The sequence below is a fragment of the Caproiciproducens faecalis genome (assembly GCF_019448085.1).
GTDB classification, from domain to species: Bacteria; Bacillota; Clostridia; order Oscillospirales; family Acutalibacteraceae; genus Caproiciproducens; species Caproiciproducens faecalis.
On record NZ_JAGFNZ010000003.1, the window covers coordinates 179,874 to 204,148 of the forward strand.

Here is a 24,275-nt window from a genome sequence, read left to right on the forward strand (position 1 = left end):
TCAATTTTATAGACTTATGTTGCACTGAAAGAGTCGGGTTCGAGCGTTTTGGGAATGGGAGAAAAATATTTCTGCGGAATTTCCATAAAGTGCAAGCTGGGTGCTTTTTCAATCGTATTGTAACTGAAGGGGGCGAAAAGGTGAAATCAACAATTGACGCGGACAGCAGGATTCTGTCGTGCCTTGCCCGCTATTCCGACATGGTCGTGCGCATTGCGTTTCAGAATGTAAAAAGCAGAGCGGAAGCGGAGGACATTGCGCAGGAGGTCTTTCTTCGGCTGTTTACGCGGAGGCCGGACTTTGAGGACGACGAGCATGAGAAAGCGTGGATGATCCGCGTGACGGTCAATCTTTGCAAGGATTACCTGAAATCTTCATGGTTCCGGAAAAGGGCCGATCTGGGGGATAATCTCCTGTCCCGCGACGGGAACGGAGAGGTTCTGGACGCGGTGATGCGGCTGCCCGTAAAATTCAGAAATGTCATTTATCTGCATTACTACGAGGATATGAGCGTGACTGAAATCGCGTCTGTTTTACAGCAAAAGGAGAATACGGTTTCTTCGTGGCTGCACCGGGCGCGAAAGCAGCTGAAAGTGACGTTGACAGGAGGCTTTGGCGATGAATAGAGAAAAATATATTTCCGAATTAAATGAAATAAAGGCATCGGAAGATTTTCAACAGAAAACAGCGGGATTGTTGAAAAATTTCCCGCAGGGAACAGAGCCGCAAAAGAAAAAAAGACCGCTGCGGCTGGTGCTGGTTCCCGCGCTTGCGGTTGTGATCGTTTGCGGACTTTTCTTCAGCGGGATACTGTCTCCCTTTCCTACGGTCAGTGCCGCTGAAAACCTGATGGACGGGATAACGGCAAATAAAATCGACCTGCAGGGCGACATCAGTCCCGACTTTATTCGCGCACAGCAGGATTTTTCCGTCCGCCTGTTTCAAAATTCCGTGAGCAAGGGTAAAAATTCCCTTGCTTCCCCGGTTTCGGTTTCCCTTGCGCTCGGCATGACGGCAAACGGCGCGGCGAGCGAAACGCTGACCCAGTTTGAAAAAGTGCTGGGAAACGGTATGAATCTTTCCGAGTTTAACCGGAACGAGTACCTGTTTGCAAATCAGCTGAAATCCATTACGGACGGCAAGCTGCAGATTGCCAATTCCATTTGGTACCGTAACAAAAACCTGACGGTGGAAAAGGGATTTCTGCAGAAAAACGCCGATTATTTCGGCGCGGGCGCGTTTCAGCTCGATTTTGGAAAGCAGTCTACCGTGAATAAAATCAACGGCTGGGTAAAGGAAAATACCGGCGGGAAAATCGATAAAATGGTCGATAGAATCGACAATTCCACGGTAATGTATTTGATTAACGCACTCTATTTCGAATCGGATTGGCAGATTCCATATGCCGATTACAACGTTATTGACAAGGAATTCCAAGCCCCGGGCAGCAAGGTGACCGTGCCGTTTATGGGTTCCGAGGAAACCTATCTTCACGGAGGGAACGCCGACGGCATCCTGAAACCCTTTAAGGACGACCGCTTTGCTTTCATGGCGATTTTGCCGAAGGAAGGAGTCGGTTTGGACGAATATATCGCGCAGATGACAGGGGAATCTTTTTCGGCACTGCTCGCCTCAGCGGGGGACGAAACCGCCGACAGCTCCCTGCCAAAATTCAAGTACGAGTTTTCTGTGGATTTAAATGATCCGCTCAAAGCGCTGGGCCTGACCGACGCCTTTGATTCCGATCGCGCGGACTTCCGTTCCATGGGCAGTTCTCCGGACGGAAAGCTTTTTATCAGCGATGTGCTGCACAAGACGTTTATTCAGGTGGATGAGCTGGGCGCGAAAGCCGGCGCCGCTACTTCCGTGTCAATGGCTGCGACGAGCTCCGCGCCCGTGGCCGAAAAAAAGAAAGTCGTTTTCAACCGCCCGTTCGTTTACGCGATTGTAGACGTACAGACGGGGCTGCCCGTCTTTATCGGCACAGTCAGCAATCCGAAAGAATAATACTGGAAAAAACAGAGGGGGCGACGGTTAAAAGCCGTCGCCCCTGCTTTTTATGGATGAAAATTGGTCTTTTTCGGAGTCTCACAAATCCGGAATTCTGTGATGACAGGACTTTCGTCCACATAATCATTTTCCCCTTTTTGCTGTGCTTTCACAAGCAGTTCTACGGCATCTTCGACTTTTGCCGCAAGTTCAAAATACATTTTTCGATAGTCCGGCATATCAATGTCCTCCTTTGTATAATTAGTGCTATATCACTAATTATATCACAAAACGAATTGTAGTGCTATATCACTAACAAATTGCTTTTCTTTTAGTTATTCTCTATCTAGTGATATAACACTGGGAGGGTTATTATGAATGCAAGACAGGCAGTCGCAGACAGAATTATTGAGCTGTGTAAGGAAAGGAATATGACGCCGAATGCATTGAGCTACCGTGCTGCGGTACCGCAGTCGACGATTAAGAGTATCTTAAATAATGAAAGTCAAAATCCAGGAATTGTGACGATTAAGAAGCTGTGCGACGGGTTAGGCATTTCCTTGCCCGATTTTTTCGATACGCCCGAGTTCCGTAATTTAGAGCAGGAAATCAAGTGACCTTCCCGGTCAAGATTATTTTATGTTTTTATTTGGAATTATGTAAATTTCATAACGGAAGCAACGATATATTAAATAGAACTTAAAAAAGGCGGCGAAAGGACTCGCTGTTTTCGGATTTTAGGGAGTAATGGAAATGGTAATCCAGCATAACCTCAGCGCGCTTTTCGTGCTGCGGCAGATTTCCATCAATCAGGCGCTGTGCGACAAAAGTATCAGAAGGCTTTCGTCTGGATACCGCATCAATTCCGCTGCGGATGACCCGGCGGGCCTTGCCGTATCTGAAAAAATGCGGGCGCAGATCCGCGGGCTGCAGGCCGCGCAGCAAAACACACAGGACGGGATCAGCCTGGTCCAGACCGCGGAAGGAAACCTGAACGAAACGCAGTCGATTCTGAACAGAATGATGGAGCTTGCGGTGCAGTCCTCCAATGGAACCTACCAGAATGATACGGATAGAAAAAATTCGAGCAAGGAGTTTGAGTCTCTGAAGCAGGAGATTGACCGGATTGCCAATACGACGGATTTTAACGGCACTAAGCTGCTGAACGGCAGCCTGGCTGAAATTACCGACCCTGCCAGCCCGGAGTACGGGAAGGGCGGCATTACGCTGCAGGTTGGTGCGGATAATTCGAAAGACGGCCAGTATACCATTCATATTCCCAATCTGGGGATACAGGGGCTGGGTTTGGACGGTACTTCCATTGCCACGCAGGAGGGCGCCCAAAAGGCCGTTGATCTGATTAAAAAGGCGGCCGACACGGTTGCCGGCGCGCGCGGAAGTCTGGGCGCCGCGCAAAATGGGCTGGAGCGTCAGCTGAGCTGCCTTTCCACCATGGAGGACAATCTTACGGCGGCGGAAAGCCGCATCCGTGACGTGGATATGGCGCGGGAAATGATGGAGCTGGCACAGCACAATATTCTGGTGCAGGCGGGCATGGCAATGCTGGCGCAGGCAAACCTGCAGCCGCAGAGAATTTTAAAGCTGCTGGAAGACAGCCTTCCGAAAAACAACCGGGATTAAAAAAGACGAAGCGAAATTTTTCGCTCCGTCTTTATTTCTATATCACGATGGCCGCTGGGTATGATCCCAGAAAATCTCAACTTTATCCCCGTCCGCAAGCACCTGAAGGTAAGCCGAGTCCTGCCCGTTAATATGTAAAACGATGTTTCCCTGCGGCTTGGACAGGTCAAAGTCCACCAGATTGAGCATGTCGATCAGCCGGTAGGGGGTCTTGTCCGGCTTGGCTTTCAGGGCAAGTGGCGCTCCGTTTAAGGTGACGCGAAGCGCGGCGGCCTCCGGCGGCTCATCCTCCCGCAGTACTTCTGCGGTTTGCGGTTCAGCTTCCTGTACCGGTTCGTCAAAAACCGGTTCCGGCGGCGCTTCCGCCTGGATGATAATGGGGGCGTACTCTATCTGATCTCCCGCGGCAAGCGGGCTTTCCGGGTCGGCGAGCTGTCCGTTCAAAAGATACGGGCGTGTCTCGTCTTCCCCGGCAAAAATAAGAAGCTCCCGAAGGGTTTTAATCGGGAAGGTCTGAACCCGGTCGCGCGCGCAAAGGGGGTGTTCCGGTCCTGCGGGCTGACCGTTGACGATGGCGCGGGTACCCACGGAAAACTCTGAACCGTTCAGGAATACCGTGCAGGTTTGTTCCAGACTGACTAAATCACCCAGCAGCGGGTGAGCGTCTTCGCCCGCAACGGCAGGAGTAAAGTCAATACTGTCCCCGGCTTTGATCGTGGCGGCAATGTTGCTCTCCGCGCCGTTGAGCAAAATGCGCGCCGCGGCGGGATGCCCGCCGTAGATAATTTTCTTTTCCCCGTTCAGCTCCACAATCATACTCTGCCCGGAACGGCTGATGAGTTGATTATAGCTGAACCCGTTCATCAGCAGCACATCCAGAACAGAAAGTTTGCCGCTGCGAAAGAGCTTTGCACGGCTTCCGTTCAGCGTAATGGTAAAGCTGTCGTTGATGAGATTCAGCGCGGCGGATACGGCAATGCCCAGCGGGGTGGCGTATTCCGGCCCGGTTACGTTTTCTTCCGAAGAGGAGATATGCACCATAAAATTGCTTCCGCCAATGGCCACGCGGGTGACGGGCAGATTGAGGTATTCCGCCACGCACTCACACATCCCCGGCAGCTTGCTGCCGCCGCCCACCAGAAAGACAGCCGACGGAGGGCCGCCGTTGGTCTGTACGATTCGCTGGGAAATTTCCTCGCAGAGCGCGCGCATCACCGGTTCGGTCTGACTGCGGATTTCCTCCGGCGTGACCGTATGTTCAAAGCCCAGAATATCGGTAAAGACGATATCCCGTTCTCCGCTCATTTTCAATTTAATTTCTTCCGCGGTGTTGAAGTCGACCAGATAAATTTTCATGATTGCTTCGGTGACCTCGTCGCCCGCCACGGTGGCCATGGTGTAGCCCACAACGCCGCCGTCCTTGGAAATCGCGATGTCTGACGTGCCCGCGCCGATGTCCACCAGAGCAAGGTTTAACAGGCGCAGCTTCTGCGGGATCGCCGCGTTCATGGCGGCAATCGGTTCCAGCGTCAGGCTGGAGACCTCCAGCCCGGTTTTATGCATGGTGGTATACAGGCTGTCCACCACTTCCCGGGGCAGAAAGGTGGCGATGACCTCCACGCCGATGTTTTGTCCGCGATGTTCCAGCAGGTTGGAAATGGGGTAGCGGTCCAGCGTGTACTGAATGACGGAATAGCCCACCAAATAAAAGACGGGCTGGTTTTCGTCCGGGGTTTCGGGGTTGAACTGCCGTTCGGCCGCTTCAATCGCCCCTGCTTCCAGCCGGCACACCAACTCTTCGTCAATCACCTGTGACTGCTTCAGCGCCAGCTCGTAAGAGGCCTTCTGTGTTTTCAGTGCGCGCCCTGCCGCCGCAACGCAGACATGACGCAGCGGATACCCAACGCGTTTTTCCAGTTTTTCCTTGACTTGCTTCGCCACCCGGCTTACCTGTTCGATATCTTCAATCTGGCCGTCAATCATGGCGCGTTTCGGGTGTTCAACCTGTTCTACGGCGGAGATGCGCAGCTTTTCCTTCTCCAAAGTCCCTACAATGCCGATGACGCTTCTGGTTCCGATGTCAAGCGCGAACACATAATCCTCGGGAGCCGCCGCCCCATCCGCGGGTTTTGCCAGAGAATCCGGCTGTATTTCAGTTTGCATAGGGATCGCCTCCGCTTCGCAGAAATTCGTCTGTTTTCGACGTTATTTACCATTTGATTTTACTACAGTTTTCCAGCAATTGCAATCGGAGCGGTTATTTCTCAAACTGCGCAAGCCGTTCCAGCTTCTTGGAGTCGCTGATGGTAACTCCCCCGCGCGAAAGAGTCACCATTCCCTCACTTTGAAAATATTTCAGCATACGGGTAACCACCTCGCGGGCGGTACCCAGATTTTTTGCAATCGTTTCGTGTGTGATGCTCAGCACATTGCCGCCGGCTATGGTGGCCTGTTCCAGAAGAAAGCTGGCCAAACGGCGGTCAAAGCTCATGAACAGCACCTGTTCCATTACCCACATCACGTCTGAAAAGCGGGAGGAAATCAGCTGGCCGGTAAAGTTGGAAACAGCCAGACAGGTCTGGTTCAGCTCATTGTATACCGGTGTGGGAATCAGCAGAATCCGGGTGTCCTCTTCCGCCTCTATGTAAATATCGAAACTGATGTTTTTCAGCATGCAGGATGCCGAAAAGATACAGATATCCCGATCAAACAGGCGGTAAATGGTGATTTCCTTTCCCGCGTCGGAAAGGATAAAAGCGCGCAGATGTCCGCTGAGCACCAGAATCAGCCCCATGCAGTCCTGTGCGCCGTCGTGGAGGCGCTCTCCTTTTTGATAGGAAGAACAGCCCACCGACTGTTCCAGCAGATTTTTCTGCTTTGGCGTCAGCTGTCCCCAGAAGGGAAAAGCATCTCTCATAAAAGCAAGTTCTTGCGGTGTAACGGCCATTCTGGCTGCCTCCTCGTCGACCGTCAGCCGCGCGGGGCGGCTGATGTTCCTTTTTAGGCTTATTATACTACAGAATGACAAAAGAAAAAAGCCCCGCATCAGTCGATGCGGGGCTTGAGGCTGTCGATAAAGTCGCTTTTGTTTTTGGCTCCCCCTTTGAGAGAGGTTCTCATTGGATTTCGCGTCTTTCGGGTTTGTTTATTGGACCATGCTCAGGATGGATTCCTTGCTTTTGGTGCCGACGGAGGAAGTAACGACTTTTCCGTCCTTCATAACAACAAGGGTCGGGATGCTCATGACGCCGAACTGGGCGGCGAGCTCCGGCTGCTCATCCACATTGACCTTGCCCACTTTAACGGTGGCCTCGGCTTCATCGGCAATTTCGTCCACAATGGGCGAAACCATGCGGCAAGGTCCGCACCAGGGCGCCCAGAAATCAATAAGTACCGTCTTGTCGGAATTGACCGCTTCCTGTGTAAAATTATCTTTTGTCAATGTTAAAACTGGCATCTTCATTCTCCTTTATCCATGTTCAAATTAGATTTTCTGTTTGTGACCTTATTATATGCCAAATAATGAATTTCTTCCGTGACTAAATCACGTTTTGACAGAATCGCCTGTTTTTTTGCGGCCGCGCAGATATTGAATCGCGCTGGTTGCCGCCCTTGCGCCGTCGTAAACCGCTTTGGAAATCTGGTACATGCCGCCGGTGCAGTCGCCCGCTGCGTACAATCCGGGAATGCTCGTCTGCATGCTGTCGTTGACAACGATTCGGCTGCCTTCGGTTTCAGCGCCCATGGTACGGGCAAAATCCGCGCTGGAAGCCACGCCCAGTGCAATAAACAATCCGCTCAGCGGCTGAGTGGAGCCGTCACGGAAAGCGATGGACTCCAAAACGCTGTCCCCCCGCAGCGCCTCAATTTCCTTTGTAATGACGGAAATCTGTTCGGGAAATTGAGCGGAAGGTGTACGGCCGTTGGTCAGCACCGTGACGGAACCGACCACGGGCAGAAGCTCGCTTGCCTCATGAAGGGCATAGTCCCCGTCCCCGAGCACGGCCACGGCTTTTCCGCGGTAGAAAAACGCGTCGCAGACAGCACAGTAGCTGACGCCTTTCCCCTCGAATTTGCTGAGCCCTTCAATCCGCGGCACTTTTCTGGAAGCGCCCGTCGCAAGAATGACGCAGGGAGCCTGGTAGGTACCCTGTTTGGACTGAACGGTAAACTCTCCGTCATAGCTGACGCCTAAAACCTCGTCGCTGATAACGGAAACCCCAAGCCTCGCGGCCTGGTCAATTCCGTTTTGCACCAGCTGCTCGCCGGAAATAGGGGCGGGAAAGCCGTAATAATTTTCGATTTCCCCCGCCTTGGACAAAGCCCCGCTGTCGCGTCCTATTACAATCGTGTCCAGCCCGGCCCGTGCCGTATAGGCAGCCGAGGAAATTCCGGCGGGACCGTTTCCCAAGATGATGATATCAGCCATCGTTTCACCTTCTCTTTTGATTGTTTTATTATATGCAAAAAAAATCGTTTATTCTGTGACATGGTCACATCCAACCCTCTTGTGTTATGTGATTTAGTCACGGAATCCTATCTTCATTTATGATAACATAAAAGTGTAAAAATTTACACAAATATTTGATTAAAAGTAAAAGAGCCGTCTTCAGAAAAGAAGCAAATGCTTTTCGGGAATCGGCTGACATTGACTGATCTATTAAGGAGAGGTGGAAATACAATGAAGGTACTGATTGTCGGTGGTGTAGCGGGCGGAGCGGGCGCGGCCACCAGGCTGCGCAGGCAGAGCGAAGACGCCCAGATTATTCTGTTCGAAAAAGGCGAGTACATTTCTTACGCAAACTGCGGTCTTCCCTACTATATTGGGGGAATCATCAAGGAAAAGGAAAAGCTGATTGTCACACAGCCGGAGCTGCTGCGCAGCAGATTCCGCATTGATGTGCGCACAAAGAGCGAGGTCGTAAAAATAGACCGCGAAAAAAAGACCGTGACCGTACAGAATCACGCGGACGGCACCGTTTATGAAGAAAGCTACGACAAACTGATTCTGTCTCCCGGCGCGGTACCGAAGCGCCCGAATCTTCCCGGCATAGACAGCGAGGGAATTTTTACGCTTCGCACGGTGCCGGACACCTATCAGATTGACGCCTATATAAAGGAAAAGAACGCAAAAACGGCGGTGGTGGTCGGCGCGGGCTTTATCGGGGTGGAAATGGCCGAAAATCTGAAGGAGCGCGGCCTTGACGTTACCATTGTTGAATTTCTGGATCAGGCGATTGCCTCCCTTGACCCGGAAATGGCGGCGATTCTTCACCGCCACATGAGAGAAAACGGAATTAAATTACTGTTCGGTACGGGAGTGCAGGGCTTTGAAAAGGGCGACGGACTGAAAGTGAAGCTGACCGGCGACCGGGAAATTCCGGCAGATGTGGTGATTCTGAGCATCGGCGTCGCACCAGACAGCCGCCTTGCCAAAGAAGCCGGGCTGGAACTGGGGGTCGGCGGCAGTATTCAAGTTGACGATACCTTTGCAACCTCCGATCCGGATATTTTCGCGGTCGGCGACGCAATTTCCGTGCGTCAGATCGTTACCGGGGACAAAACGCTGATTCCCCTTGCCGGGCCCGCCAACAAACAGGGACGACTCGCCGGAGACAATGTGCTGGGGCAGAGAATCACAAAGGACAGCGGCGTACAGGGCAGCGCGGTATTAAAGGTTTTTGACATGACCGCCGCCTCCACCGGGCTGAATGAAAAGCAGCTGAAGGCACAGAAAGTTCCGTATCAGAAAACTTATGTCCATCCTTCCAGCCACGCGGGGTACTACCCCGGCTCCTCGCAGCTCAGCATGAAACTGCTGTTTGCGCCGGACGGAAAAATCCTGGGCGCGCAGGCGGTCGGCTTTGACGGCGTGGAGAAACGCATTGACGTGCTTGCCACCGCGCTTCGGCTTGGCGGAACGGTTTACGACCTTGAAAAGCTGGAGCTTTGTTATGCCCCTCCGTATTCTTCGGCAAAGGATCCGGTCAACATGCTGGGCTTTACGGCGGCCAATATCCTGCGCGGCGACGTAAAAGTATTCCACTTTGACGAGGTGGATTCCCTTGACCGCGAAAAAGTTACTCTGCTGGACGTAAGAACACCCGATGAAATGAAAATGGGTACATTGGACGGCGCGGCGGGAATTCCGCTGGACAGTCTGCGCGAGCGGATGAGTGAACTGCCAAAGAACAAACCGGTGTACGCGTTCTGTCAGGTGGGCCTGCGCGGATACCTTGCCGCAAGGATTCTGGTGCAGAACGGCTACGACGTCTACAACCTCAGCGGCGGATACAAGACCTATATTACCGCTAAGGGCGATCAAGAGAGTCCGACGGGCGCCGACTGTGTCGGCGTAAAAAAAAACAGTAACGGCGCAGAAGCTGTAAAATCCGCCTGCTGTCAAGAGGCAAAAATGATTGAGGTGGACGCCTGCGGTCTGCAGTGCCCTGGCCCGATCATGAAAGCCTCTGAAGGGATCAAAAGCATCAAAGACGGCGACTGCCTTGTGATCCGGGCCACGGACCCGGCGTTTGCCTCAGACATCAGCGTCTGGTGCGAAAGAACGGGGAACCTGCTGCTCGGCGTACAGCGCGACGGTGCAACTTATACGGTACGGATTCAAAAAGGCGCGCAGGCGCCCGCGGTTGCGGCGCCGAGCGGGAACGACAAAAGCATGGTGGTGTTCAGCGGCGATCTGGACAAAGCGCTTGCGGCGCTCATTATTGCCAACGGCGCGGCTTCCATGGGCAGAAAGGTTACGATGTTCTTTACCTTCTGGGGATTGAACATTTTGCGAAAAAGCGAAAAGGTTTCTGTGAAAAAGAACTTTATAGAGAACATGTTCGGCATCATGATGCCGCGCGGAAGCAAAAAGCTGGGGCTGTCTAAAATGAATATGATGGGGATGGGCTCCAAAATGATCCGCGGGGTCATGAAAAGCAAAAATGTCACTTCGCTGGAGGAACTTCTCCGCTCCGCTATGGACAGCGGGGTAAAGATTGTTGCCTGCCAGATGTCCATGGATATTATGGGGATTAGACCGGAGGAACTGATCGACGGGGTGGAAATCGCCGGTGTGGCTACTTTCCTCGGTTCCGCAGAGCAGTCTGACACCAACCTGTTTATTTAGGAACCATTCGGGTTTTGGAAGGATTCCCGGCCTTCGGTCATATTGCACAGGGAATGCGCTTTGGGGTGGGTGATTATCACCTGCTCCAAAGCGCTTTTTATACAAATTGTCAGATTTTGCTTTACAAAAAGTGGCAGGCGGATGGGTTCTATATCCATTGACAAATCGGAATAGCCGGTGTAAAATATACACAGAAATTGAATACAAAAGCATGGAGATTTTTGAGTAATGCTGAATTTAACCGTAACTGGTTAAATTTGCGTTGCTCTTTTTTTATTGCTTTTAAGACAAAATCAGCATTCAGAAAGGATGTCTATTATGTATGATGTAGCAATTATCGGCTGCGGCGTCATCGGGGCGGCAACTGCTTACGAGCTTTCCCGCTACGACCTGAAGATTGCCGTTTTGGAAAAGGAAAACGACATTGCCGACGGCACAACCAAGGCGAACAGCGCCATTGTCCACGCGGGGTATGATCCGGAGCCCGGCACAGCGATGGCAAGGCTTAATGTTCTGGGCAACGCCATGATTGAAGATATTGCGAAAAAACTGAATGTTCACTATCAGAAATGCGGGTCATTGGTTCTGGCATTTAATGAGGACGACCTGCATATGATTTACCGGCTTTACAGGCAGGGCGTTATAAACGGCGTGCCCGGCGTCCGGATTCTGAACGCAAGGGAAACCCTTGATATGGAACCGAATTTAAGCACGGAGGTCATGGGCGCCCTGTACGCACCGTCCGGCGCGATCGTCAGCCCGTGGGAGCTGTGCATTGCCATGGCGGATACCGCCAAGCGCAACGGGGTGGACTTCTTCCTCAACAGCAAGGTGGACCGCATTGAGCGCACCGGTACGTCGTACCGCCTGCACTGCGGCGACAAAGTGTACGAAGCGGCCCGCGTGGTCAACGCGGCAGGCCTTCATTCCGACGATGTCCACAATCTGGTGGCGGACGTTCCGGAGTTTAAAATCATCCCGAGCAAGGGGCAGTATTATCTGTTGGATAAAAGCCAGGGCAGCCTGGTCAGCAAAGTCATCTTCCAGTGCCCCAGCAAGGTGGGAAAAGGCGTTCTGGTATCCCCGACCGTACACGGAAACCTGATTGTCGGGCCGGACGCGGTGGAAATTGACAGCGACGACGATGTTTCCACCACCCAGCAGGGACTTGACTTTGTCCGTGAAACAGCGGTGAAGTCCGTTCCGGGCATCAATTTCCGCGACTCCATCCGCAATTTCGCGGGGGTTCGCGCACAGAGCGAGCGGTCGGACTTCATTATTGAGGAATCGACTTCCGCAAAGGGCTTTATCAATCTGGCCGGCATCAAGTCGCCCGGCCTGACCAGCGCCCCGGCCATTGCGCTTGACTGCATCAAGCTTTTGGAAAAAACGGGCGTGTATCTGAAGAAAAAAGAACATTTTATAGAGGAAAGACAGAAAGTCAACTTCAAATCCCTGTCCCCGGAGGAAAAAGCGGCTCTGATCGAGAAAAATCCGCTTTACGGCAGAGTGATCTGCCGCTGCGAAACCATTACGGAGGGTGAGATCGTTGACGCGATTCACAGCCCGATTACTCCGCGCACCGTGGACGCGATCAAAAAGAGGTGCAACGCCGGTATGGGGCGCTGCCAGGGCGGCTTCTGCGGCCCGCGTGTACAAGAAATTCTCGCCAGGGAGTTAGGAATTCCGCTGGAAGAAGTGCTTCTGAACAAGGAAGGCACTTACATTCTGACCGGAGAGACGAAAAAGGGAGGAGTACAGCAATGATAACGGAAACTTATGATTTAGTCGTCGTCGGCGGCGGCCCGGCAGGGCTTGCGGCCGCTCTGGAGGGTTACAGCAACGGCGCTCAAAGTGTGCTGATTCTGGAGCGTGACAAGGAGCTGGGCGGCATCCTCAACCAGTGTATTCACAACGGATTCGGTCTCCATTACTTTAAAGAAGAGCTGACCGGCCCCGAATACGCCCAGCGGTTCGTCGATATGCTGCGCGACACCAATGTGCAGGTGAAGCTGGACACCATGGTGCTGGAAATTACGCGCGGCAAACAGATTCACTGCATGAACAGCAAAGACGGCTACATGGTGATTCAGGCCAAGGCAATTGTACTGGCAATGGGCTGCCGCGAAAGAACGCGCGGTGCCATCGCGATTCCGGGCGACCGTCCCGCGGGCATTTTTACCGCGGGTACCGCGCAGCGCTACGTCAATATGGAAGGCTACATGGTCGGCAAAAGGGTCATCATCCTCGGCTCCGGCGACATCGGGCTGATTATGGCGCGCCGCATGACGCTGGAGGGCGCAAAGGTGCTTGCCTGCGTGGAGCTGATGCCGTACTCCAACGGACTGAACCGCAACATTGTGCAGTGCCTGAAGGATTATGATATTCCGCTTTACCTTGCCCATACCATTACGGATATTCAGGGAGACGGCAGGGTGGAAAAGGTTGTGGTGTCCAAGGTGGACGAAAACAGAAAGCCGATTCCGGGAACGGAAATGACCTTTGACTGTGACACGGTTCTGCTTTCCGTCGGACTGATTCCGGAAAACGAGCTTTCCAAGTCCGCGGGACTGGCAATGGACAGACGCACCAGCGGCCCGGTCGTGTTTGAAAACATGGAAACCTCCATACAGGGGATTTTCGCCTGCGGCAACGTGGTGCATGTGCACGATCTGGTGGACTTCGTAACGGCGGAAAGCCAGCGGGCCGGACGCGCCGCCGGAAAATATATTGCGGGCGGGGAACAGAAATCCGAAAGTTTGCTGGAAGTACAGAACGGCAGCTGTGTCAATTATACGGTTCCGCAGAAAATCCGCACGGAAAATGTGGAAAAGGCGGCGGAAATTTTCTTCCGCGTCAACAATGTTTATAAAAATGTTGTGATTAAAGTAACCGACGGCGATCACGAAATCGTCAGGTTTAAAAGAGAGCATATGGCGCCGGGAGAAATGGAGAAGATCACGGTTCCCAAGGCGCTGCTGGAAAATATTGCGGGTACGCTGACCGTTTCGGTCGGGAAGGAGGAAACAGCATGACGGAACTGATTTGCATTGTATGTCCCAAGGGGTGCCACTTGAAGGTGGACGAGCAGAATGATTACGCGGTGACCGGTAACGGCTGCAAAAGGGGCGAGGCTTACGGCAAAAAAGAACTGACCAATCCCACAAGGGTGGTTCCCTCCACCGTGAAGATCATCGGCGGGGCTCACCGCCGTCTGCCGGTAAAAACCAGCGAGCCCATTCCCAAAGCAATGATTTTTGACGCGATGAAGCTGCTGGACACCGTTACGGTCAACGCCCCCGTAAAACGCGGCGACGTGGTGTATCGCAATATTCTGGAAACCGGTATTGATTTTATCGCTACCAAAGATATGTAACTGCAAAAATGCCCTGAAACAGCTCATTGAGCCGGTTCAGGGCATTCTTTTACGCAAATTTATATTTGATCCCAGATCTTTGTGCTGGTAGAGGAGATTGCGTCCGCGCCGGCCCCAAGGGCGGCTACCACGTCTTCCTTGTCGGACACCAGCCCCCCGGCAATAATCGGCACATTGACAATTTTCTGAATAGAACGGAGCACCTTCGGAATGCACCCCGGCATGATCTCAATGCAGTCCGGGCTGCACAGGCTCACCTGTTTGGAAACGTTGTGATACGACATGGAATCAATCAGAAAGAAGCGGTGAATGGTGTACAGCCCCCTGCTGTTCGCCGCCTTAATCAGGGAGGCTCTGGTGCTGATAATGCCGTCCGCGCCCGTCGTTTCCTTGATAAAGTCAATCACCACGTCTTTAGTGGACGTTCCTTCAATCAAGTCAACATGGACAAAAGCGTATTTACCCTCCCGCTTGACCCGGTGCACAATATTTGCGATGCTGCACAGGCTTCCGTACAAAATAAATACAATTTTACATCTGGAGTGCAGAACGTTTTCCAGCCCTTCGTCGCTGTTAATCGCCGCGATGATCGGATTGTCGCTGAGCAGGTTTAAAATGTCCTCTTTCATAGCAACCTCCAAATACAGGGAAAATTGGTATATTATGACTACAGTATACCGCATTATTGCATGAAAGCAAAGACGTTTTTATCAATTTGAATTTATTTTGTTTTTTCCGTTTCCGTCACCGCCTGCTTGTAGACGGAATCGTAGGGGACGCCGTGTTTTTGGGCGGCGGCCTGCACATCGGCGTACTCCGGCTTGTACTTGGTGATTCCCGAGCCGCTGCTCACTTTCATGCGGATGGGACCGTAAACCGTTTCCACCGTTCGGAAGGAAGAGGTCAGAATCGTGCGCGCGCACCGGACCTCCCGTACACCGAGCGTGGTGGTGTGCAAAAGCATCAGGCGCACCAGTTTTTCCTTATCGTCCGGCCTGCACAGGCAGGTCAGCATGGTGGAAGGACGGCTTTTCTTCATATAAATCGGTGTGGAAAAAACATCCAGCGCGCCCGCGGAAAGAAGCAGCTCCGTCGCGCAGCCGATTGCTTCCGGGGTCATATCGTCCAGATTGCAGCTCAGTTCCGCAATCTCGTCGCAGCTGTCCTCACTTTGCGCCCAGAAAGCACGCACGCAGTTGGCCGCCGGAAAGTCCTTAACACCCATGCCGCAGCCGATTTTATTCACTGTCATCGGTGCCATCGGGCCGAATTTAGAGACGAAATGCTTCAAAAGCGCGGCGCCCGTCGGGGTGCAGAGTTCCCCGCGGATTTCTCCGCTGTAAATGGGAACCCCCTTTAAAATGGCCGCCGTAGCCGGTGCGGGTACGGGAAGAATCCCGTGTGCGCAGCGTACAAATCCGCTGCCCACATGAACCGGCGACGCCGTAATGGAATCCGGCCCCAGCAGGTGGAAAAGCAAACAGCAGCCCACGACATCCACAACAGCGTCCAGAGAACCGACTTCATGGAAATGAATCTGTTCCACGGGAACGCCGTGCACGGAGGACTCCGCTTCCCCAATCAGCGCATAGACCGCCAAAGCGTCTTTTTTTACCTGCTCCGGAACGGGCATCTGCGCAATCTTTTCTTTCAGTGCTTCATAGCTGATATGGCTGTGACTGTGGGTGTGCGGCTCTGCGTGGCCGTCTTCATGATTATGCTCATGGCTATGAGAATGGTCGTGGTCATGGGTGTGCTCGTGCTCATGGTGGTGGTCATCACCGTGGCTGTGCAGCTCGTCGGCACTCACGTCTTTTGCGGTTTCTTCTTCGCCGTGCACGATGACGTCGATGTGACTTCCGTTGATCCCGCATTTCTGCGCGGGAACACAACGAACCGTAACACCGTCAAGACCGAGCGAATTCATCTGTTTTAAGAAGCCTTCCTTATCCGGATACAGCTCCAGAAGGGCAGCCATCAGCATATCGCCGGCGGCGCCCATATTGCATTCGAGGTACAGTTTTTTCATCAGCGGTTTCCCCCTATATGGTTAATCATGCTGGCGAGGTAACCCGCGCCGAAACCGTTGTCAATATTGACCACGCTGACGCCGCTGGCGCAGGAGTTCAGCATGGAAAGCAATGCGGAAAGGCCGTTGAAGTTGGAACCGTAGCCGATACTGGTCGGTACGGCGATGACCGGGCAGTCCACCAGACCGCCGACCACGCTGGCGAGCGCCCCTTCCATCCCCGCGACGGCGATGACGACCTGCGCATCCATCAGGACGTCCAGCTTAGACAGCAGACGGTGCAGACCCGCCACGCCCACGTCGTAAAGACGGACGACCTTGTTGCCCAGAACCTCCGCCGTCAGGGCCGCCTCCTCTGCTACGGGCATGTCACTGGTACCGCCGGTTGCCACCGCAATGGTGCCGGACGCCGTGATCTCGCTTTTTCGCCCCACAATGCCGATTTTGGACATAGGGTCGTAGGTAAGAGGAATTTGTTCTCCCACAATTTTTGCGGATTCGGTACAAAGGCGGGTAATCAGGATATTTTCCCCGCCGCGCGCCTGCATAGCGGAAGCGATGCCGATAATCTGCTCCGGTGTTTTGCCGCTGCCGAAAATCACTTCCGGAATCCCCTGGCGAAGTTCCCGGTGCAGGTCGATTTTTGCGTATCCCAAATCCTCGAAGGGACTCATTTTCAGCTTCAGGACGGCTTCTTCCGGGGAAAGCTCCCCGTCCTTGACTTTTTGCAGCAGCTCCAGTGCCTTTTGCTGTTCCATATTGTGTAAACCTCTCTCTTTATACTCTGGGTGTCAGATCGAGCAGTACCCCGTCAAAATAAGGGGCAAGAGCCTGATTCAGTTCATTCTTCTTTTCGATTGCCATTGAAAATTGATTTTCCGGAAGCTGGATTTTCGCCGCGCCGTGGAAAAGCCGGATTCTGAAATCCGTAAAGCCCATGGCAAACATCCTGTTTTCGCCCTGTTCCACCTTTTGCAGCATGTCCTCCGTAATGGCGGTGCCGGTGGGAACTCTGGTGGCAAGGCAGGCGTAAGAGGGCTTTTCGGAAGTGAACAGCCCCGCTTTCCGGGAAAGCTCACGGATATCCGCCTTTGTCAGGCCGCATTCGCGCAGGGGAGAACGCACGTCCAGTTCCTGCAGCGCGCGCATTCCCGGCCGCCCTTCAAAGCTGTCGGAAGCGTTGGTGCCGTCCATCAGAAGAGTGCAGCCGTCTTTGGCGGCCAGCTTTCTCAGCTGTGTGAACAGCGTGGTTTTGCAGTAATAGCAGCGCAGTTCGTCGTTTGCAACCACCTGCGGGTTCTCCAGTGCGTTAAATTCCGCCACGGTAAAGGGAACATGCAGCTGCTCCGCCAGCCTGCGCGCGTCGTCCAGTTCAAACTGAGGCTGGAACGCAGACTTGATAAAATATGCATGGACGTCACATCCATACTGCTTTGCCGCGTACAGCAGGTAAGAGGAATCCACTCCTCCCGAAAAGGCGAGCGCCGCGCGCGGATTTTGCTCAAAAAACGTTTTTAAATCCATCAAAATAACTCCTAACAAAAGATAAAGGCTCACAATGCTGTGAGCCTTCTGGCAAAGCGCACAGCTGCAGCCGGGCGCTGAATAATTTATGGAAATCTGTTTTTTTGATTTTATGCGACATGCTTCTGCATATCAATATTAATATGTATCTTACAATATTAATGGGTTTTTGTCAATGCCTGCGCGTGCCTGTCAAAAGATGGAGTCAGTCCTGTTTTTCCGTACGGCTCTTTGGGAAAGATATCCGGCCGCATTGATTGATTGACGGAAGGGAACACTTGTGTTATTATTTCCGTTACAGGAATGTATATCGGTTCGATTTTAGAATAGACAGGCGGAGGGTTTAAAATGAAAATAGTCGTAATTGACGGTCAGGGCGGCGGGATTGGCCGAAGCATCGTGGAAAAGCTGAAAGAAGAACTTCCGGGTGCCGAACTCATTGCGGTGGGAACCAATGCCCTTGCCACTTCGTCCATGCTGAGGGCGGGCGCGGACGCGGGCGCCACCGGAGAAAATGCGGTTATCTACAACTGCGCCCATGCGGATATTATCGCCGGGCCGATGGGGATTATCCTTGTCAATGCCATGCTGGGGGAAATTTCCCCCGCCATGGCGCAGGCGGTTTCCGGCAGCAGGGCAGAAAAGGTGCTGGTGCCGGTGTCGGCCTGCGGGGTATATGTCGCGGGAGTGGAAGAGAAACCCATGTCCAGATATATTGAAATCGCGGTGGCGGCAATTCGGAAAATCTGCGGGGCGTAACCCCGCATTTTCTGACTGTTTCCATTGACTTCCGTACGAATTATGCTATAATAACCTTTGGCTATATATCCGCCCGTAGCGAAGCTGGATATCGCAGCAGATTCCGATTCTGAAGGCCGGGGGTTCGAATCCCTCCGGGCGGGCCAAATTAGAAATCAGTTTATGGAGAACAGCTCCGGTGAAAGAAGGCACAAGCTCCCGAACGGAGGGTGAGAACCCCCCGGTGCAGAATGGGAGCAGCACCGGAAATCCTGACCACGAAGGAAACGAAGGGACTCGCGGAACGCGGGTAAAGAATGCACCACCTTCGAATCCCTCCGGGCGGGCCAAAAGAAATCAGTTTATGGACAACAGCTCCGGTGAAAAAAGCACAGGCTCCCGAACGGAGGGTGAGAACCCCCCAGTGCAGGATGCGAGTAGCACCGGAAACCCTGACCACGAAGGAAACGAAGGGACTCGCGGAACGAAGGTAAAGAATGCACCACCTTCGAATCCCTCCGGGCGGGCCAAAAGAAATCAGTTTATGGACAACAGCTCCGGTGAAAGAAAGCACAGACTAGTTATCATGCTCTGCTGACGTAAAAGCAGGCAAGAGGAGAGGTTTTTAGTGAACGTTCTTGTAGTAGGTTGCGGCAGATTGGGAACCCGTCTGGCGGGACTGCTTGATGAGCACGGCCATGACGTTGCCGTAATTGATTCCAATCCGGACGCGTTTCGCAATCTGAGCGAAAGCTTCAGCGGGATTACGGTTACCGGTATGCCAATGGATATGACGGTGCTGCAGAACGCCGGCGTGGAAAGCTGCGATGCGGTTGCCGTGGTAACTCCCGACGATAATCTGAATATTACCGTATCACAGATTGTACGCGAGTTTTTCGGGGTACAGAATGTGGTTGCGCGTATTTCCGACCCGGCCCGCGAAAACGTGTTTGAGCGGTTCGGCTTAAAAACCGTCTGCCCGACCAATCTGGCGGGCGATTCTATTTTAACGGCGTTGACGCAGCCGCTTGCTTCCAAGAATCTGTCTTTTGAAAGCGCAACGGCGACTTTTCACTTCCGCGCTGTGGATCAGGCACATGAGGGGATTCCCGTTTCAGCAGCACCCAAAGATGTGGGAGAGACTGTTTTTGGAGTCCTTCATAAAAACGGTACGCTGGAGCTTTATTCCGCTGACCGCAAAATCATTCTCACCGAAGGCGACAAGGTCATTTTCGCAAAGGTCATCGACTGAACCAACGGGGTTCTGTTAAATTTGGAGGATATGTAGAAGAGATATGAGAATTGTAATTGTGGGCGGCGGCAAACTGGGTCATCAGATTGCCCGAAATATGCTCGAAAGAAAATACAGCGTGAAGCTGATTGAGAAAGACAAGCTCAAATGCATGCGTCTGGCGAACGAGCTGGATGCGGAAGTAATTTGCGGCGACGGCACGGAAATAGAAGTGTTGGACGATGCGGGCACCAAAAATGCCGACTGCTTTATCGCGGTTACGGGCAGCGATCAGGACAATCTGGTTGCTTCACAGCTTGCCAGAAAAGAATTCAAGGCCGGAAAGGTAATTGCCAGAGCAAACGACCCCCGGAATCTGGCGGCGCTGCGCAAACTGGGCGCGGACATTGCCGTAAGCAGTACGGAAATCATTACCAACCTGATTGAGCAGGAAGTCGACGTCTCAAAGATGCATCTGCTTGCCACGCTGAACAAAGGCAAGGCGGGCATCTGCGCGATTACGCTTCCACGCAACACCGCGCTGGACGGCGTACAGCTGCGCGAGATTACCCTTCCGAAGGGCTCGCTGATTATTTCGGTCGTACGCGGGGACTCCATGATGATTCCAAACGGTTTTACGGTGATCCGGGCTAACGACGAAATTGTGGCTGTCTGTGAGAATAAGACTCAAAAGGAATTGATGGGCATTCTCGGCGCTCAAAAAGAATAAACAAAAATCCCGTAGCCCAAGGCGACGGGATTTTTTGTACTGAAATTTTGAAAGCCCCCGGCACAGCCGGGGGCTTTCGATTTATGGAATATCAGCCGACAATGACTTTCCCTTCCGGCAAAATCGTGCCCGCGCAGCGGTGCCCTTTGTGGATCGTCAGCGCAAGCCCAAGGGAAACGGGGCCGACACGGCCGATAAACATAGTCAGTGTTACCGCAAGCTTGGAAATCCAGCTCAAAGTTGATGTAACGCCGGCGGTCAGACCAACCGTGCCAAAACCTGAGGTGGCTTCAAACAAGGCATCCACGCCGGTAACGTCCGGGTCGGCGGAAAGAATGATTCCGGTGGTGATGAAAACCATGGTGGCCGCGCCGGAAAGAATGGCCAGTGCGCGGTAAACCGTAGATTTGTCTATTCTGCGTTTTAAAAGAGTGGTTTCTTCATTCCCGCGCATCACACTGGCTACGGTAGCCAGCAGGACAATAAATGTAGTGGTTTTAATACCGCCGCCGGTACCGGCCGGGGAAGCGCCGATGAACATGAGGATTACCGTGATGATTTTTGTAAAATCGTGTTCCCTTGCAATGTCAACCGTACAGAAGCCCGCGGTACGCGCGCTGATGGACTGGAAAAGGGAAGCGTTCAGCTGCGTTCCGAAATTCATGCCCAAAAGAGTGTTGTCGTATTCGCAGACAAGGAAAAGCACTGTTCCGGAAACGATCAGGATCCCGGTCATCATCAGTACCAGAGTGGAGTGAAAATTTAAGTGAATCGGTTTGCGTCTGCGGATGCGCGGAAGAAGCTGCGCATTATAAATATCACTGATGACCACAAAGCCCAATCCGCCAATCACAATCAGCCCCCCGACCGTCAGGCAGACCAGCGGGTCGCTGACATAAGGAATCAGATTGCCGTCCTTCATGACAAAGCCAAGAATGTCGAATCCGGCGTTGCAGAAAGCAGAAATTGCCGTAAACGCGGCGATCCAGATTCCCTTTGCCCCAAACTGCGGAACAAAGCGGAACATGAGCAGAACCGCTCCGGTCATTTCACAGAAAAAAGTGAAGATCAAAATGATCTTTATCAGATGTTTAATGTTAATGGTATCACCGCTCGTGTTTTCCGTAGCAAGCTGTAAATCGCGCAGTCCGATTTTCCGGCGCACCAGCATGGAAAATCCGGTGGTAAATGTGATAACCCCCAGCCCGCCGATCTGAATCAGCAGGATGATAATGACCTGACCAAGTAAATTCCAATGCGTCCATGTGTCAAACACAACCAGGCCGGTGACACAGGTCGCCGAGGTTGCGGTAAACAGCGAGTCAATAAACCCTGTCGGCATCCCGCTGCGCGAAGAAATCGGCAGCGTGAGCAGAATTGCGCCCACAAGAATGACAATGGCAAAGCTCACCACAATCAATCTGACCGGCGGTACGTTTTTCAACCGCTTCTTCACATAGAACTGTTCTTCCCCCATTGCTAGTTACACCTCAAAATCAGAATATTTTTCTCTTTTTCCCTAATTTCTGCAAGGCAGCAGCCAAAGGAAGTCCCAGACCGTAGCAGATCACAAGTTCCCCTAAACCGACGGAAAGCGCCGCGCCCCAAAATCCGATCCACGAAAAACCCTCTGCGGAAAAAACCGCGATTTCAATCCCGATAATTACCGCGTTAAACAGCACGGGCGGGAGCGGGGCAAGGATGGGAATTTTATTAATCCGGATGTTTCTGACCATTCTGGTGCAAATCGCCGCTAAAAGAGTTGCTGAAGTGCCAAACACCATATCCGCCGCGCCGTAGCCGCTCCATATATTGGAAAGCAGACAGCCGACCGCAAGCCCCGGAACCGCTGCCGGGGTAAAAATGGGCAGAATGGTGAGCGCTTCGGAAAAACGGAACTGCACCGGGCCGTAAGCCAGGTTTGCCAAAGCCGCAAGCAAGGTCAAAACCATGTAAATGGCGCCGATCATGGCGCCCTGCGCAAGATACTGCGCACGCTGAGACTGTTTCATATTTAGTTTCCTCCGTAGTTTTATTTAAGGTCAGGATTTTGCGACTGACCATACCGGAAATACTGTATCCGGTAATTACAATACCATACTACAAAATTGCGACAAAAGCAACTGATTTCCACAAATATCCGGCGTAAATACGGCGCAGCAAAAAAGAGCCTGATGCCGCGGCATCAGGCTCTCTGTTTATGGTTAATCTTCGCTGTCCGGATCACTGTCGCGCTGTTCCGGCAGGACTTCAATCAGTATTTTGGAAATGCGCCGTTCCTCCACCTTCTGAACAGTCAGAATCAGGTTTTCAATCTGTATGCTCGGGTTTTCATCCGGCCTTGGAATCCTTCCGAGCATCTCTACGACCAGACCGGCGATGGTATCGTAATCCCCCTCCGGAAGATCAACACCCACCAGATCGGAAATCTCATCGATGGAAGTGCCGCCGTCAACGGTAAATTTGTGATCGTCCACCCTATGTATTTCCTCTTCCTCGTGGTCATATTCGTCCTGAATGTCGCCGACAATGGATTCGAGCAGGTCTTCCATGGTAATAATTCCCTCGGTCCCGCCGTATTCGTCAACAATAATCGCAATCTGTGTTCTGCGCTCGGCCATCTCTGTGAAAAGCTGGCTGCAGCGTTTGCCTTCCGGCACAAAATACGCGGGGCGCATCAGATCGGTAATTTTAATGCTGGCATCCAGCTCGCTGCCGACATACTGGAGCAGATCTTTTACATAAATCACACCCAGCACATTGTCCAGATCCTCGTGGTAAACCGGGATTCTGGAATGTCCGTCCGCAATGGAAAGGCTGACCACGTCCTGGATGGTGGCGGTGTCTTCCACTGCGTCCACCTCGGTGCGGTGGGTCATGATTTCACTGGCGGTAATGTCGCTGAAATCGAAAATATTGGAGATCATATCCTTGGCGGTTTCGCCGATGACGCCTTTTTCCTCGCCGGCGTCTACCATCATCAGAATTTCTTCTTCGGTGACCGTTTCTTCTGAAGCGTTGGGGTCAAAGCCCAGCATTTTCAGAACCACGTTGGTGGAAAAGGAAAGAAAGGAAATAAACGGCTTGAAAACGGTGGAAGTGCCGTCCAGTATTCCGATAAATTTAAAAGACAGTTCCTCCGCCCTTTGCATGGCGATTTTTTTCGGAACCAGCTCGCCCAGTACCAGTGAAAAATACGACAGCAGCACGGTGATTAGTACCGTGGATACTCCGTAAATGACGCCGGTGGGCACGGGCAGGAAAGAAAGTCTTTCTGCCAGCTTGCCGGAAAAGCTCTGGGAAGCCGAAGCGGAAGTCAGAAATCCGCTCAGCGTAACGCCAACCTGGATGGTTGCAAGAAACCGGCTGGAGTTTTCCGTCAGCTTCAGTACCTTGGCGGCTTTTTTATTGCCGTCCTCCGCCATTTTTTTCAGCTTGTTGTCGTTCAGGGTAATCACCGCGATTTCGCTTGCGGCAAAGAAGGCGTTTACCAATATCAGGGCAAACAGCAGCAAAATGGATAAAAATCCATTGGGCCGCTGTTCAGCGGCGGCGGGCAGCACGCTCAGTAAATGAAAAAAGGAGCCGTCAGGTTCGGGAGACATGTATTTGTTTTCCCCTTTCGGAAATAAAATCATAATAATATTATTGTATAGTATGAATCATACTAATGTCAAACAGTTTGTGGAGTATCTGCGCATCTATGCGCGGGAGCAAAGCCGAGTGGCAGGGTTGTGGCGGGGTAAAGCCGCTTTACACGGTGGAATGGCCGCCAAAATAAACGAATTTCGAATTCCTGTTTTCAATATTAATAAAAGATGTAAATTATCTGGTCATTTCAGCAAATTTTCTTTACATGTCCTGTAAAAGATGATAAAATTTAGG

Annotated in this window: 25 protein-coding genes and 1 tRNA gene; 13 read left to right on the forward strand and 13 right to left on the reverse strand. The window is 52.4% G+C overall.

Features of this window, described 5'->3' with window-relative positions; genetic code table 11:
• The first annotated feature begins 140 nt into the window (after positions 1 to 140).
• Together J5W02_RS09575 and J5W02_RS09580 are read left to right on the forward strand one after the other, a co-directional pair.
• On the forward strand, positions 141 to 626 hold the full coding sequence (locus J5W02_RS09575) for a sigma-70 family RNA polymerase sigma factor (protein ID WP_330659717.1): 486 nt from the start codon (positions 141 to 143) through the stop codon (positions 624 to 626).
• Complete coding sequence (locus J5W02_RS09580; RefSeq protein WP_219965463.1) at positions 619 to 2,007, forward strand: serpin family protein; 1,389 nt, start codon at positions 619 to 621, stop codon at positions 2,005 to 2,007. Before J5W02_RS09575 ends, J5W02_RS09580 begins: the two co-directional genes overlap by 8 nt.
• 50 nt (positions 2,008 to 2,057) lie before the next feature.
• On the opposite strand, the gene J5W02_RS09585 is transcribed toward J5W02_RS09580, so the two are convergent.
• Positions 2,058 to 2,228, reverse strand: a complete 171-nt coding sequence (locus J5W02_RS09585; RefSeq protein ID WP_219965464.1) for a hypothetical protein — start codon at positions 2,226 to 2,228, stop codon at positions 2,058 to 2,060.
• Between the two features lie 135 nt (positions 2,229 to 2,363).
• Between J5W02_RS09585 and J5W02_RS09590 the strand changes: the two genes are divergently transcribed.
• Complete coding sequence (locus tag J5W02_RS09590; RefSeq protein WP_219965465.1) at positions 2,364 to 2,606, forward strand: helix-turn-helix domain-containing protein; 243 nt, start codon at positions 2,364 to 2,366, stop codon at positions 2,604 to 2,606.
• Positions 2,607 to 2,742: 136 nt separating this feature from the next.
• The gene (locus J5W02_RS09595) at positions 2,743 to 3,630 is read left to right on the forward strand and encodes a flagellin N-terminal helical domain-containing protein (RefSeq protein ID WP_219965466.1); all 888 of its coding nucleotides are present in this window, start codon (positions 2,743 to 2,745) and stop codon (positions 3,628 to 3,630) included.
• Between the two features lie 42 nt (positions 3,631 to 3,672).
• Here the strand turns inward: J5W02_RS09595 and J5W02_RS09600 are convergent, their stop codons facing one another.
• The 4 genes from J5W02_RS09600 to J5W02_RS09615 form a co-directional block, all read right to left on the reverse strand.
• Positions 3,673 to 5,793 carry a cell division protein FtsA gene (locus J5W02_RS09600; protein ID WP_219965467.1) on the reverse strand — a complete coding sequence of 707 codons (2,121 nt, stop codon included), beginning with the start codon at positions 5,791 to 5,793 and terminating at the stop codon, positions 3,673 to 3,675.
• Positions 5,794 to 5,887: 94 nt separating this feature from the next.
• Entirely contained in the window at positions 5,888 to 6,577 is a 690-nt protein-coding gene (locus tag J5W02_RS09605) for a Crp/Fnr family transcriptional regulator (protein ID WP_255575671.1), read from the reverse strand.
• Positions 6,578 to 6,775: 198 nt separating this feature from the next.
• Positions 6,776 to 7,087, reverse strand: coding sequence for a thioredoxin (trxA, locus tag J5W02_RS09610; RefSeq protein WP_219965468.1), 312 nt, complete (start codon positions 7,085 to 7,087; stop codon positions 6,776 to 6,778).
• Positions 7,088 to 7,174: 87 nt separating this feature from the next.
• Positions 7,175 to 8,059 carry an NAD(P)/FAD-dependent oxidoreductase gene (locus J5W02_RS09615; RefSeq protein ID WP_219965469.1) on the reverse strand — a complete coding sequence of 295 codons (885 nt, stop codon included), beginning with the start codon at positions 8,057 to 8,059 and terminating at the stop codon, positions 7,175 to 7,177.
• A gap of 252 nt (positions 8,060 to 8,311) precedes the next feature.
• Between J5W02_RS09615 and J5W02_RS09620 the strand changes: the two genes are divergently transcribed.
• On the forward strand, positions 8,312 to 10,762 hold the full coding sequence (locus J5W02_RS09620) for a DsrE/DsrF/DrsH-like family protein (RefSeq protein WP_219965470.1): 2,451 nt from the start codon (positions 8,312 to 8,314) through the stop codon (positions 10,760 to 10,762).
• On the opposite strand, the gene J5W02_RS09625 is transcribed toward J5W02_RS09620, so the two are convergent.
• Positions 10,759 to 10,920: a hypothetical protein gene (locus J5W02_RS09625; RefSeq protein ID WP_219965471.1), complete on the reverse strand. Its 162-nt coding sequence runs from the start codon at positions 10,918 to 10,920 to the stop codon at positions 10,759 to 10,761. The genes J5W02_RS09620 and J5W02_RS09625 overlap by 4 nt on opposite strands.
• Before the next feature lie 157 nt (positions 10,921 to 11,077).
• Here J5W02_RS09625 and J5W02_RS09630 point away from each other — a divergent pair, with 157 nt between their 5' ends.
• Genes J5W02_RS09630 through J5W02_RS09640 form a run of 3 tightly spaced genes read left to right on the forward strand, consistent with a single transcriptional unit; the run spans position 11,078 to position 14,138 of the window.
• Positions 11,078 to 12,529, forward strand: a complete 1,452-nt coding sequence (locus J5W02_RS09630) for an NAD(P)/FAD-dependent oxidoreductase (protein WP_407928375.1) — start codon at positions 11,078 to 11,080, stop codon at positions 12,527 to 12,529.
• Positions 12,526 to 13,797 carry an NAD(P)/FAD-dependent oxidoreductase gene (locus J5W02_RS09635; RefSeq protein WP_219965473.1) on the forward strand — a complete coding sequence of 424 codons (1,272 nt, stop codon included), beginning with the start codon at positions 12,526 to 12,528 and terminating at the stop codon, positions 13,795 to 13,797. The genes J5W02_RS09630 and J5W02_RS09635 overlap by 4 nt, the downstream gene beginning before the upstream one ends.
• The gene (locus tag J5W02_RS09640) at positions 13,794 to 14,138 is read left to right on the forward strand and encodes a DUF1667 domain-containing protein (RefSeq protein ID WP_219965474.1); all 345 of its coding nucleotides are present in this window, start codon (positions 13,794 to 13,796) and stop codon (positions 14,136 to 14,138) included. The genes J5W02_RS09635 and J5W02_RS09640 overlap by 4 nt, the downstream gene beginning before the upstream one ends.
• Before the next feature lie 59 nt (positions 14,139 to 14,197).
• Here the strand turns inward: J5W02_RS09640 and J5W02_RS09645 are convergent, their stop codons facing one another.
• The 4 genes from J5W02_RS09645 to larE all read right to left on the reverse strand — a co-directional run bounded on the left by J5W02_RS09645 (position 14,198) and on the right by larE (position 17,691).
• A complete protein-coding gene (locus J5W02_RS09645) occupies positions 14,198 to 14,767 on the reverse strand; it encodes a glycerol-3-phosphate responsive antiterminator (RefSeq protein WP_219965475.1) in 570 nt (189 codons plus the stop codon).
• Between the two features lie 92 nt (positions 14,768 to 14,859).
• Positions 14,860 to 16,167, reverse strand: a complete 1,308-nt coding sequence (gene larC / locus J5W02_RS09650) for a nickel pincer cofactor biosynthesis protein LarC (protein WP_219965476.1) — start codon at positions 16,165 to 16,167, stop codon at positions 14,860 to 14,862.
• A complete protein-coding gene (larB, locus tag J5W02_RS09655; protein ID WP_219965477.1) occupies positions 16,167 to 16,925 on the reverse strand; it encodes a nickel pincer cofactor biosynthesis protein LarB in 759 nt (252 codons plus the stop codon). Before larB ends, larC begins: the two co-directional genes overlap by 1 nt.
• A 19-nt stretch (positions 16,926 to 16,944) precedes the next feature.
• Entirely contained in the window at positions 16,945 to 17,691 is a 747-nt protein-coding gene (gene larE, locus J5W02_RS09660) for an ATP-dependent sacrificial sulfur transferase LarE (protein WP_219965478.1), read from the reverse strand.
• Between the two features lie 348 nt (positions 17,692 to 18,039).
• Here larE and J5W02_RS09665 point away from each other — a divergent pair, with 348 nt between their 5' ends.
• The 5 genes from J5W02_RS09665 (at position 18,040) to J5W02_RS09685 (ending at position 20,390) form a co-directional block, all read left to right on the forward strand.
• A complete protein-coding gene (locus J5W02_RS09665) occupies positions 18,040 to 18,450 on the forward strand; it encodes a DUF3842 family protein (protein WP_219965479.1) in 411 nt (136 codons plus the stop codon).
• Between the two features lie 69 nt (positions 18,451 to 18,519).
• A tRNA-Arg gene (locus J5W02_RS09670) sits at positions 18,520 to 18,596 on the forward strand.
• Between the two features lie 32 nt (positions 18,597 to 18,628).
• Positions 18,629 to 19,027 (forward strand): hypothetical protein, encoded by a 399-nt coding sequence (locus tag J5W02_RS09675; RefSeq protein WP_219965480.1) that lies wholly within the window; start codon positions 18,629 to 18,631, stop codon positions 19,025 to 19,027.
• A 30-nt stretch (positions 19,028 to 19,057) separates the two neighbouring features.
• Positions 19,058 to 19,681 carry a potassium channel family protein gene (locus tag J5W02_RS09680; RefSeq protein ID WP_219965481.1) on the forward strand — a complete coding sequence of 208 codons (624 nt, stop codon included), beginning with the start codon at positions 19,058 to 19,060 and terminating at the stop codon, positions 19,679 to 19,681.
• 43 nt (positions 19,682 to 19,724) lie between these two features.
• The gene (locus J5W02_RS09685; protein ID WP_219965482.1) at positions 19,725 to 20,390 is read left to right on the forward strand and encodes a potassium channel family protein; all 666 of its coding nucleotides are present in this window, start codon (positions 19,725 to 19,727) and stop codon (positions 20,388 to 20,390) included.
• Between the two features lie 91 nt (positions 20,391 to 20,481).
• Here J5W02_RS09685 and J5W02_RS09690 read toward each other — a convergent pair whose 3' ends face one another.
• The 3 genes from J5W02_RS09690 to J5W02_RS09700 form a co-directional block, all read right to left on the reverse strand.
• The gene (locus tag J5W02_RS09690; RefSeq protein WP_219965483.1) at positions 20,482 to 21,867 is read right to left on the reverse strand and encodes a TrkH family potassium uptake protein; all 1,386 of its coding nucleotides are present in this window, start codon (positions 21,865 to 21,867) and stop codon (positions 20,482 to 20,484) included.
• 19 nt (positions 21,868 to 21,886) lie between these two features.
• On the reverse strand, positions 21,887 to 22,402 hold the full coding sequence (locus tag J5W02_RS09695) for a QueT transporter family protein (RefSeq protein WP_219965484.1): 516 nt from the start codon (positions 22,400 to 22,402) through the stop codon (positions 21,887 to 21,889).
• Positions 22,403 to 22,594: 192 nt separating this feature from the next.
• Positions 22,595 to 23,995 carry a hemolysin family protein gene (locus J5W02_RS09700; RefSeq protein WP_219965485.1) on the reverse strand — a complete coding sequence of 467 codons (1,401 nt, stop codon included), beginning with the start codon at positions 23,993 to 23,995 and terminating at the stop codon, positions 22,595 to 22,597.
• Positions 23,996 to 24,275: the final 280 nt, after the last annotated feature.

What these genes read in the sequence shown, in the direction of transcription:
- J5W02_RS09685 (WP_219965482.1), top strand. Translation starts at nt 19,725, where the DNA reads ATGAGAATTGTAATTGTGGGCGGCGGCAAACTGGGTCATCAGATTGCC.
- J5W02_RS09665 (WP_219965479.1), top strand. Translation starts at nt 18,040, where the DNA reads ATGAAAATAGTCGTAATTGACGGTCAGGGCGGCGGGATTGGCCGAAGC.
- J5W02_RS09695 (WP_219965484.1), bottom strand. Translation starts at nt 22,402, where the DNA reads ATGAAACAGTCTCAGCGTGCGCAGTATCTTGCGCAGGGCGCCATGATC.
- J5W02_RS09605 (WP_255575671.1), bottom strand. Translation starts at nt 6,577, where the DNA reads ATGGCCGTTACACCGCAAGAACTTGCTTTTATGAGAGATGCTTTTCCC.
- J5W02_RS09585 (WP_219965464.1), bottom strand. Translation starts at nt 2,228, where the DNA reads ATGCCGGACTATCGAAAAATGTATTTTGAACTTGCGGCAAAAGTCGAA.
- J5W02_RS09600 (WP_219965467.1), bottom strand. Translation starts at nt 5,793, where the DNA reads ATGCAAACTGAAATACAGCCGGATTCTCTGGCAAAACCCGCGGATGGG.
- J5W02_RS09645 (WP_219965475.1), bottom strand. Translation starts at nt 14,767, where the DNA reads ATGAAAGAGGACATTTTAAACCTGCTCAGCGACAATCCGATCATCGCG.
- trxA (WP_219965468.1), bottom strand. Translation starts at nt 7,087, where the DNA reads ATGCCAGTTTTAACATTGACAAAAGATAATTTTACACAGGAAGCGGTC.
- J5W02_RS09690 (WP_219965483.1), bottom strand. Translation starts at nt 21,867, where the DNA reads ATGGGGGAAGAACAGTTCTATGTGAAGAAGCGGTTGAAAAACGTACCG.
- J5W02_RS09635 (WP_219965473.1), top strand. Translation starts at nt 12,526, where the DNA reads ATGATAACGGAAACTTATGATTTAGTCGTCGTCGGCGGCGGCCCGGCA.
- J5W02_RS09700 (WP_219965485.1), bottom strand. Translation starts at nt 23,995, where the DNA reads ATGTCTCCCGAACCTGACGGCTCCTTTTTTCATTTACTGAGCGTGCTG.
- J5W02_RS09580 (WP_219965463.1), top strand. Translation starts at nt 619, where the DNA reads ATGAATAGAGAAAAATATATTTCCGAATTAAATGAAATAAAGGCATCG.
- J5W02_RS09615 (WP_219965469.1), bottom strand. Translation starts at nt 8,059, where the DNA reads ATGGCTGATATCATCATCTTGGGAAACGGTCCCGCCGGAATTTCCTCG.
- larB (WP_219965477.1), bottom strand. Translation starts at nt 16,925, where the DNA reads ATGGAACAGCAAAAGGCACTGGAGCTGCTGCAAAAAGTCAAGGACGGG.
- J5W02_RS09590 (WP_219965465.1), top strand. Translation starts at nt 2,364, where the DNA reads ATGAATGCAAGACAGGCAGTCGCAGACAGAATTATTGAGCTGTGTAAG.
- larE (WP_219965478.1), bottom strand. Translation starts at nt 17,691, where the DNA reads ATGGATTTAAAAACGTTTTTTGAGCAAAATCCGCGCGCGGCGCTCGCC.
- J5W02_RS09595 (WP_219965466.1), top strand. Translation starts at nt 2,743, where the DNA reads ATGGTAATCCAGCATAACCTCAGCGCGCTTTTCGTGCTGCGGCAGATT.
- J5W02_RS09625 (WP_219965471.1), bottom strand. Translation starts at nt 10,920, where the DNA reads ATGGATATAGAACCCATCCGCCTGCCACTTTTTGTAAAGCAAAATCTG.
- larC (WP_219965476.1), bottom strand. Translation starts at nt 16,167, where the DNA reads ATGAAAAAACTGTACCTCGAATGCAATATGGGCGCCGCCGGCGATATG.
- J5W02_RS09640 (WP_219965474.1), top strand. Translation starts at nt 13,794, where the DNA reads ATGACGGAACTGATTTGCATTGTATGTCCCAAGGGGTGCCACTTGAAG.
- J5W02_RS09620 (WP_219965470.1), top strand. Translation starts at nt 8,312, where the DNA reads ATGAAGGTACTGATTGTCGGTGGTGTAGCGGGCGGAGCGGGCGCGGCC.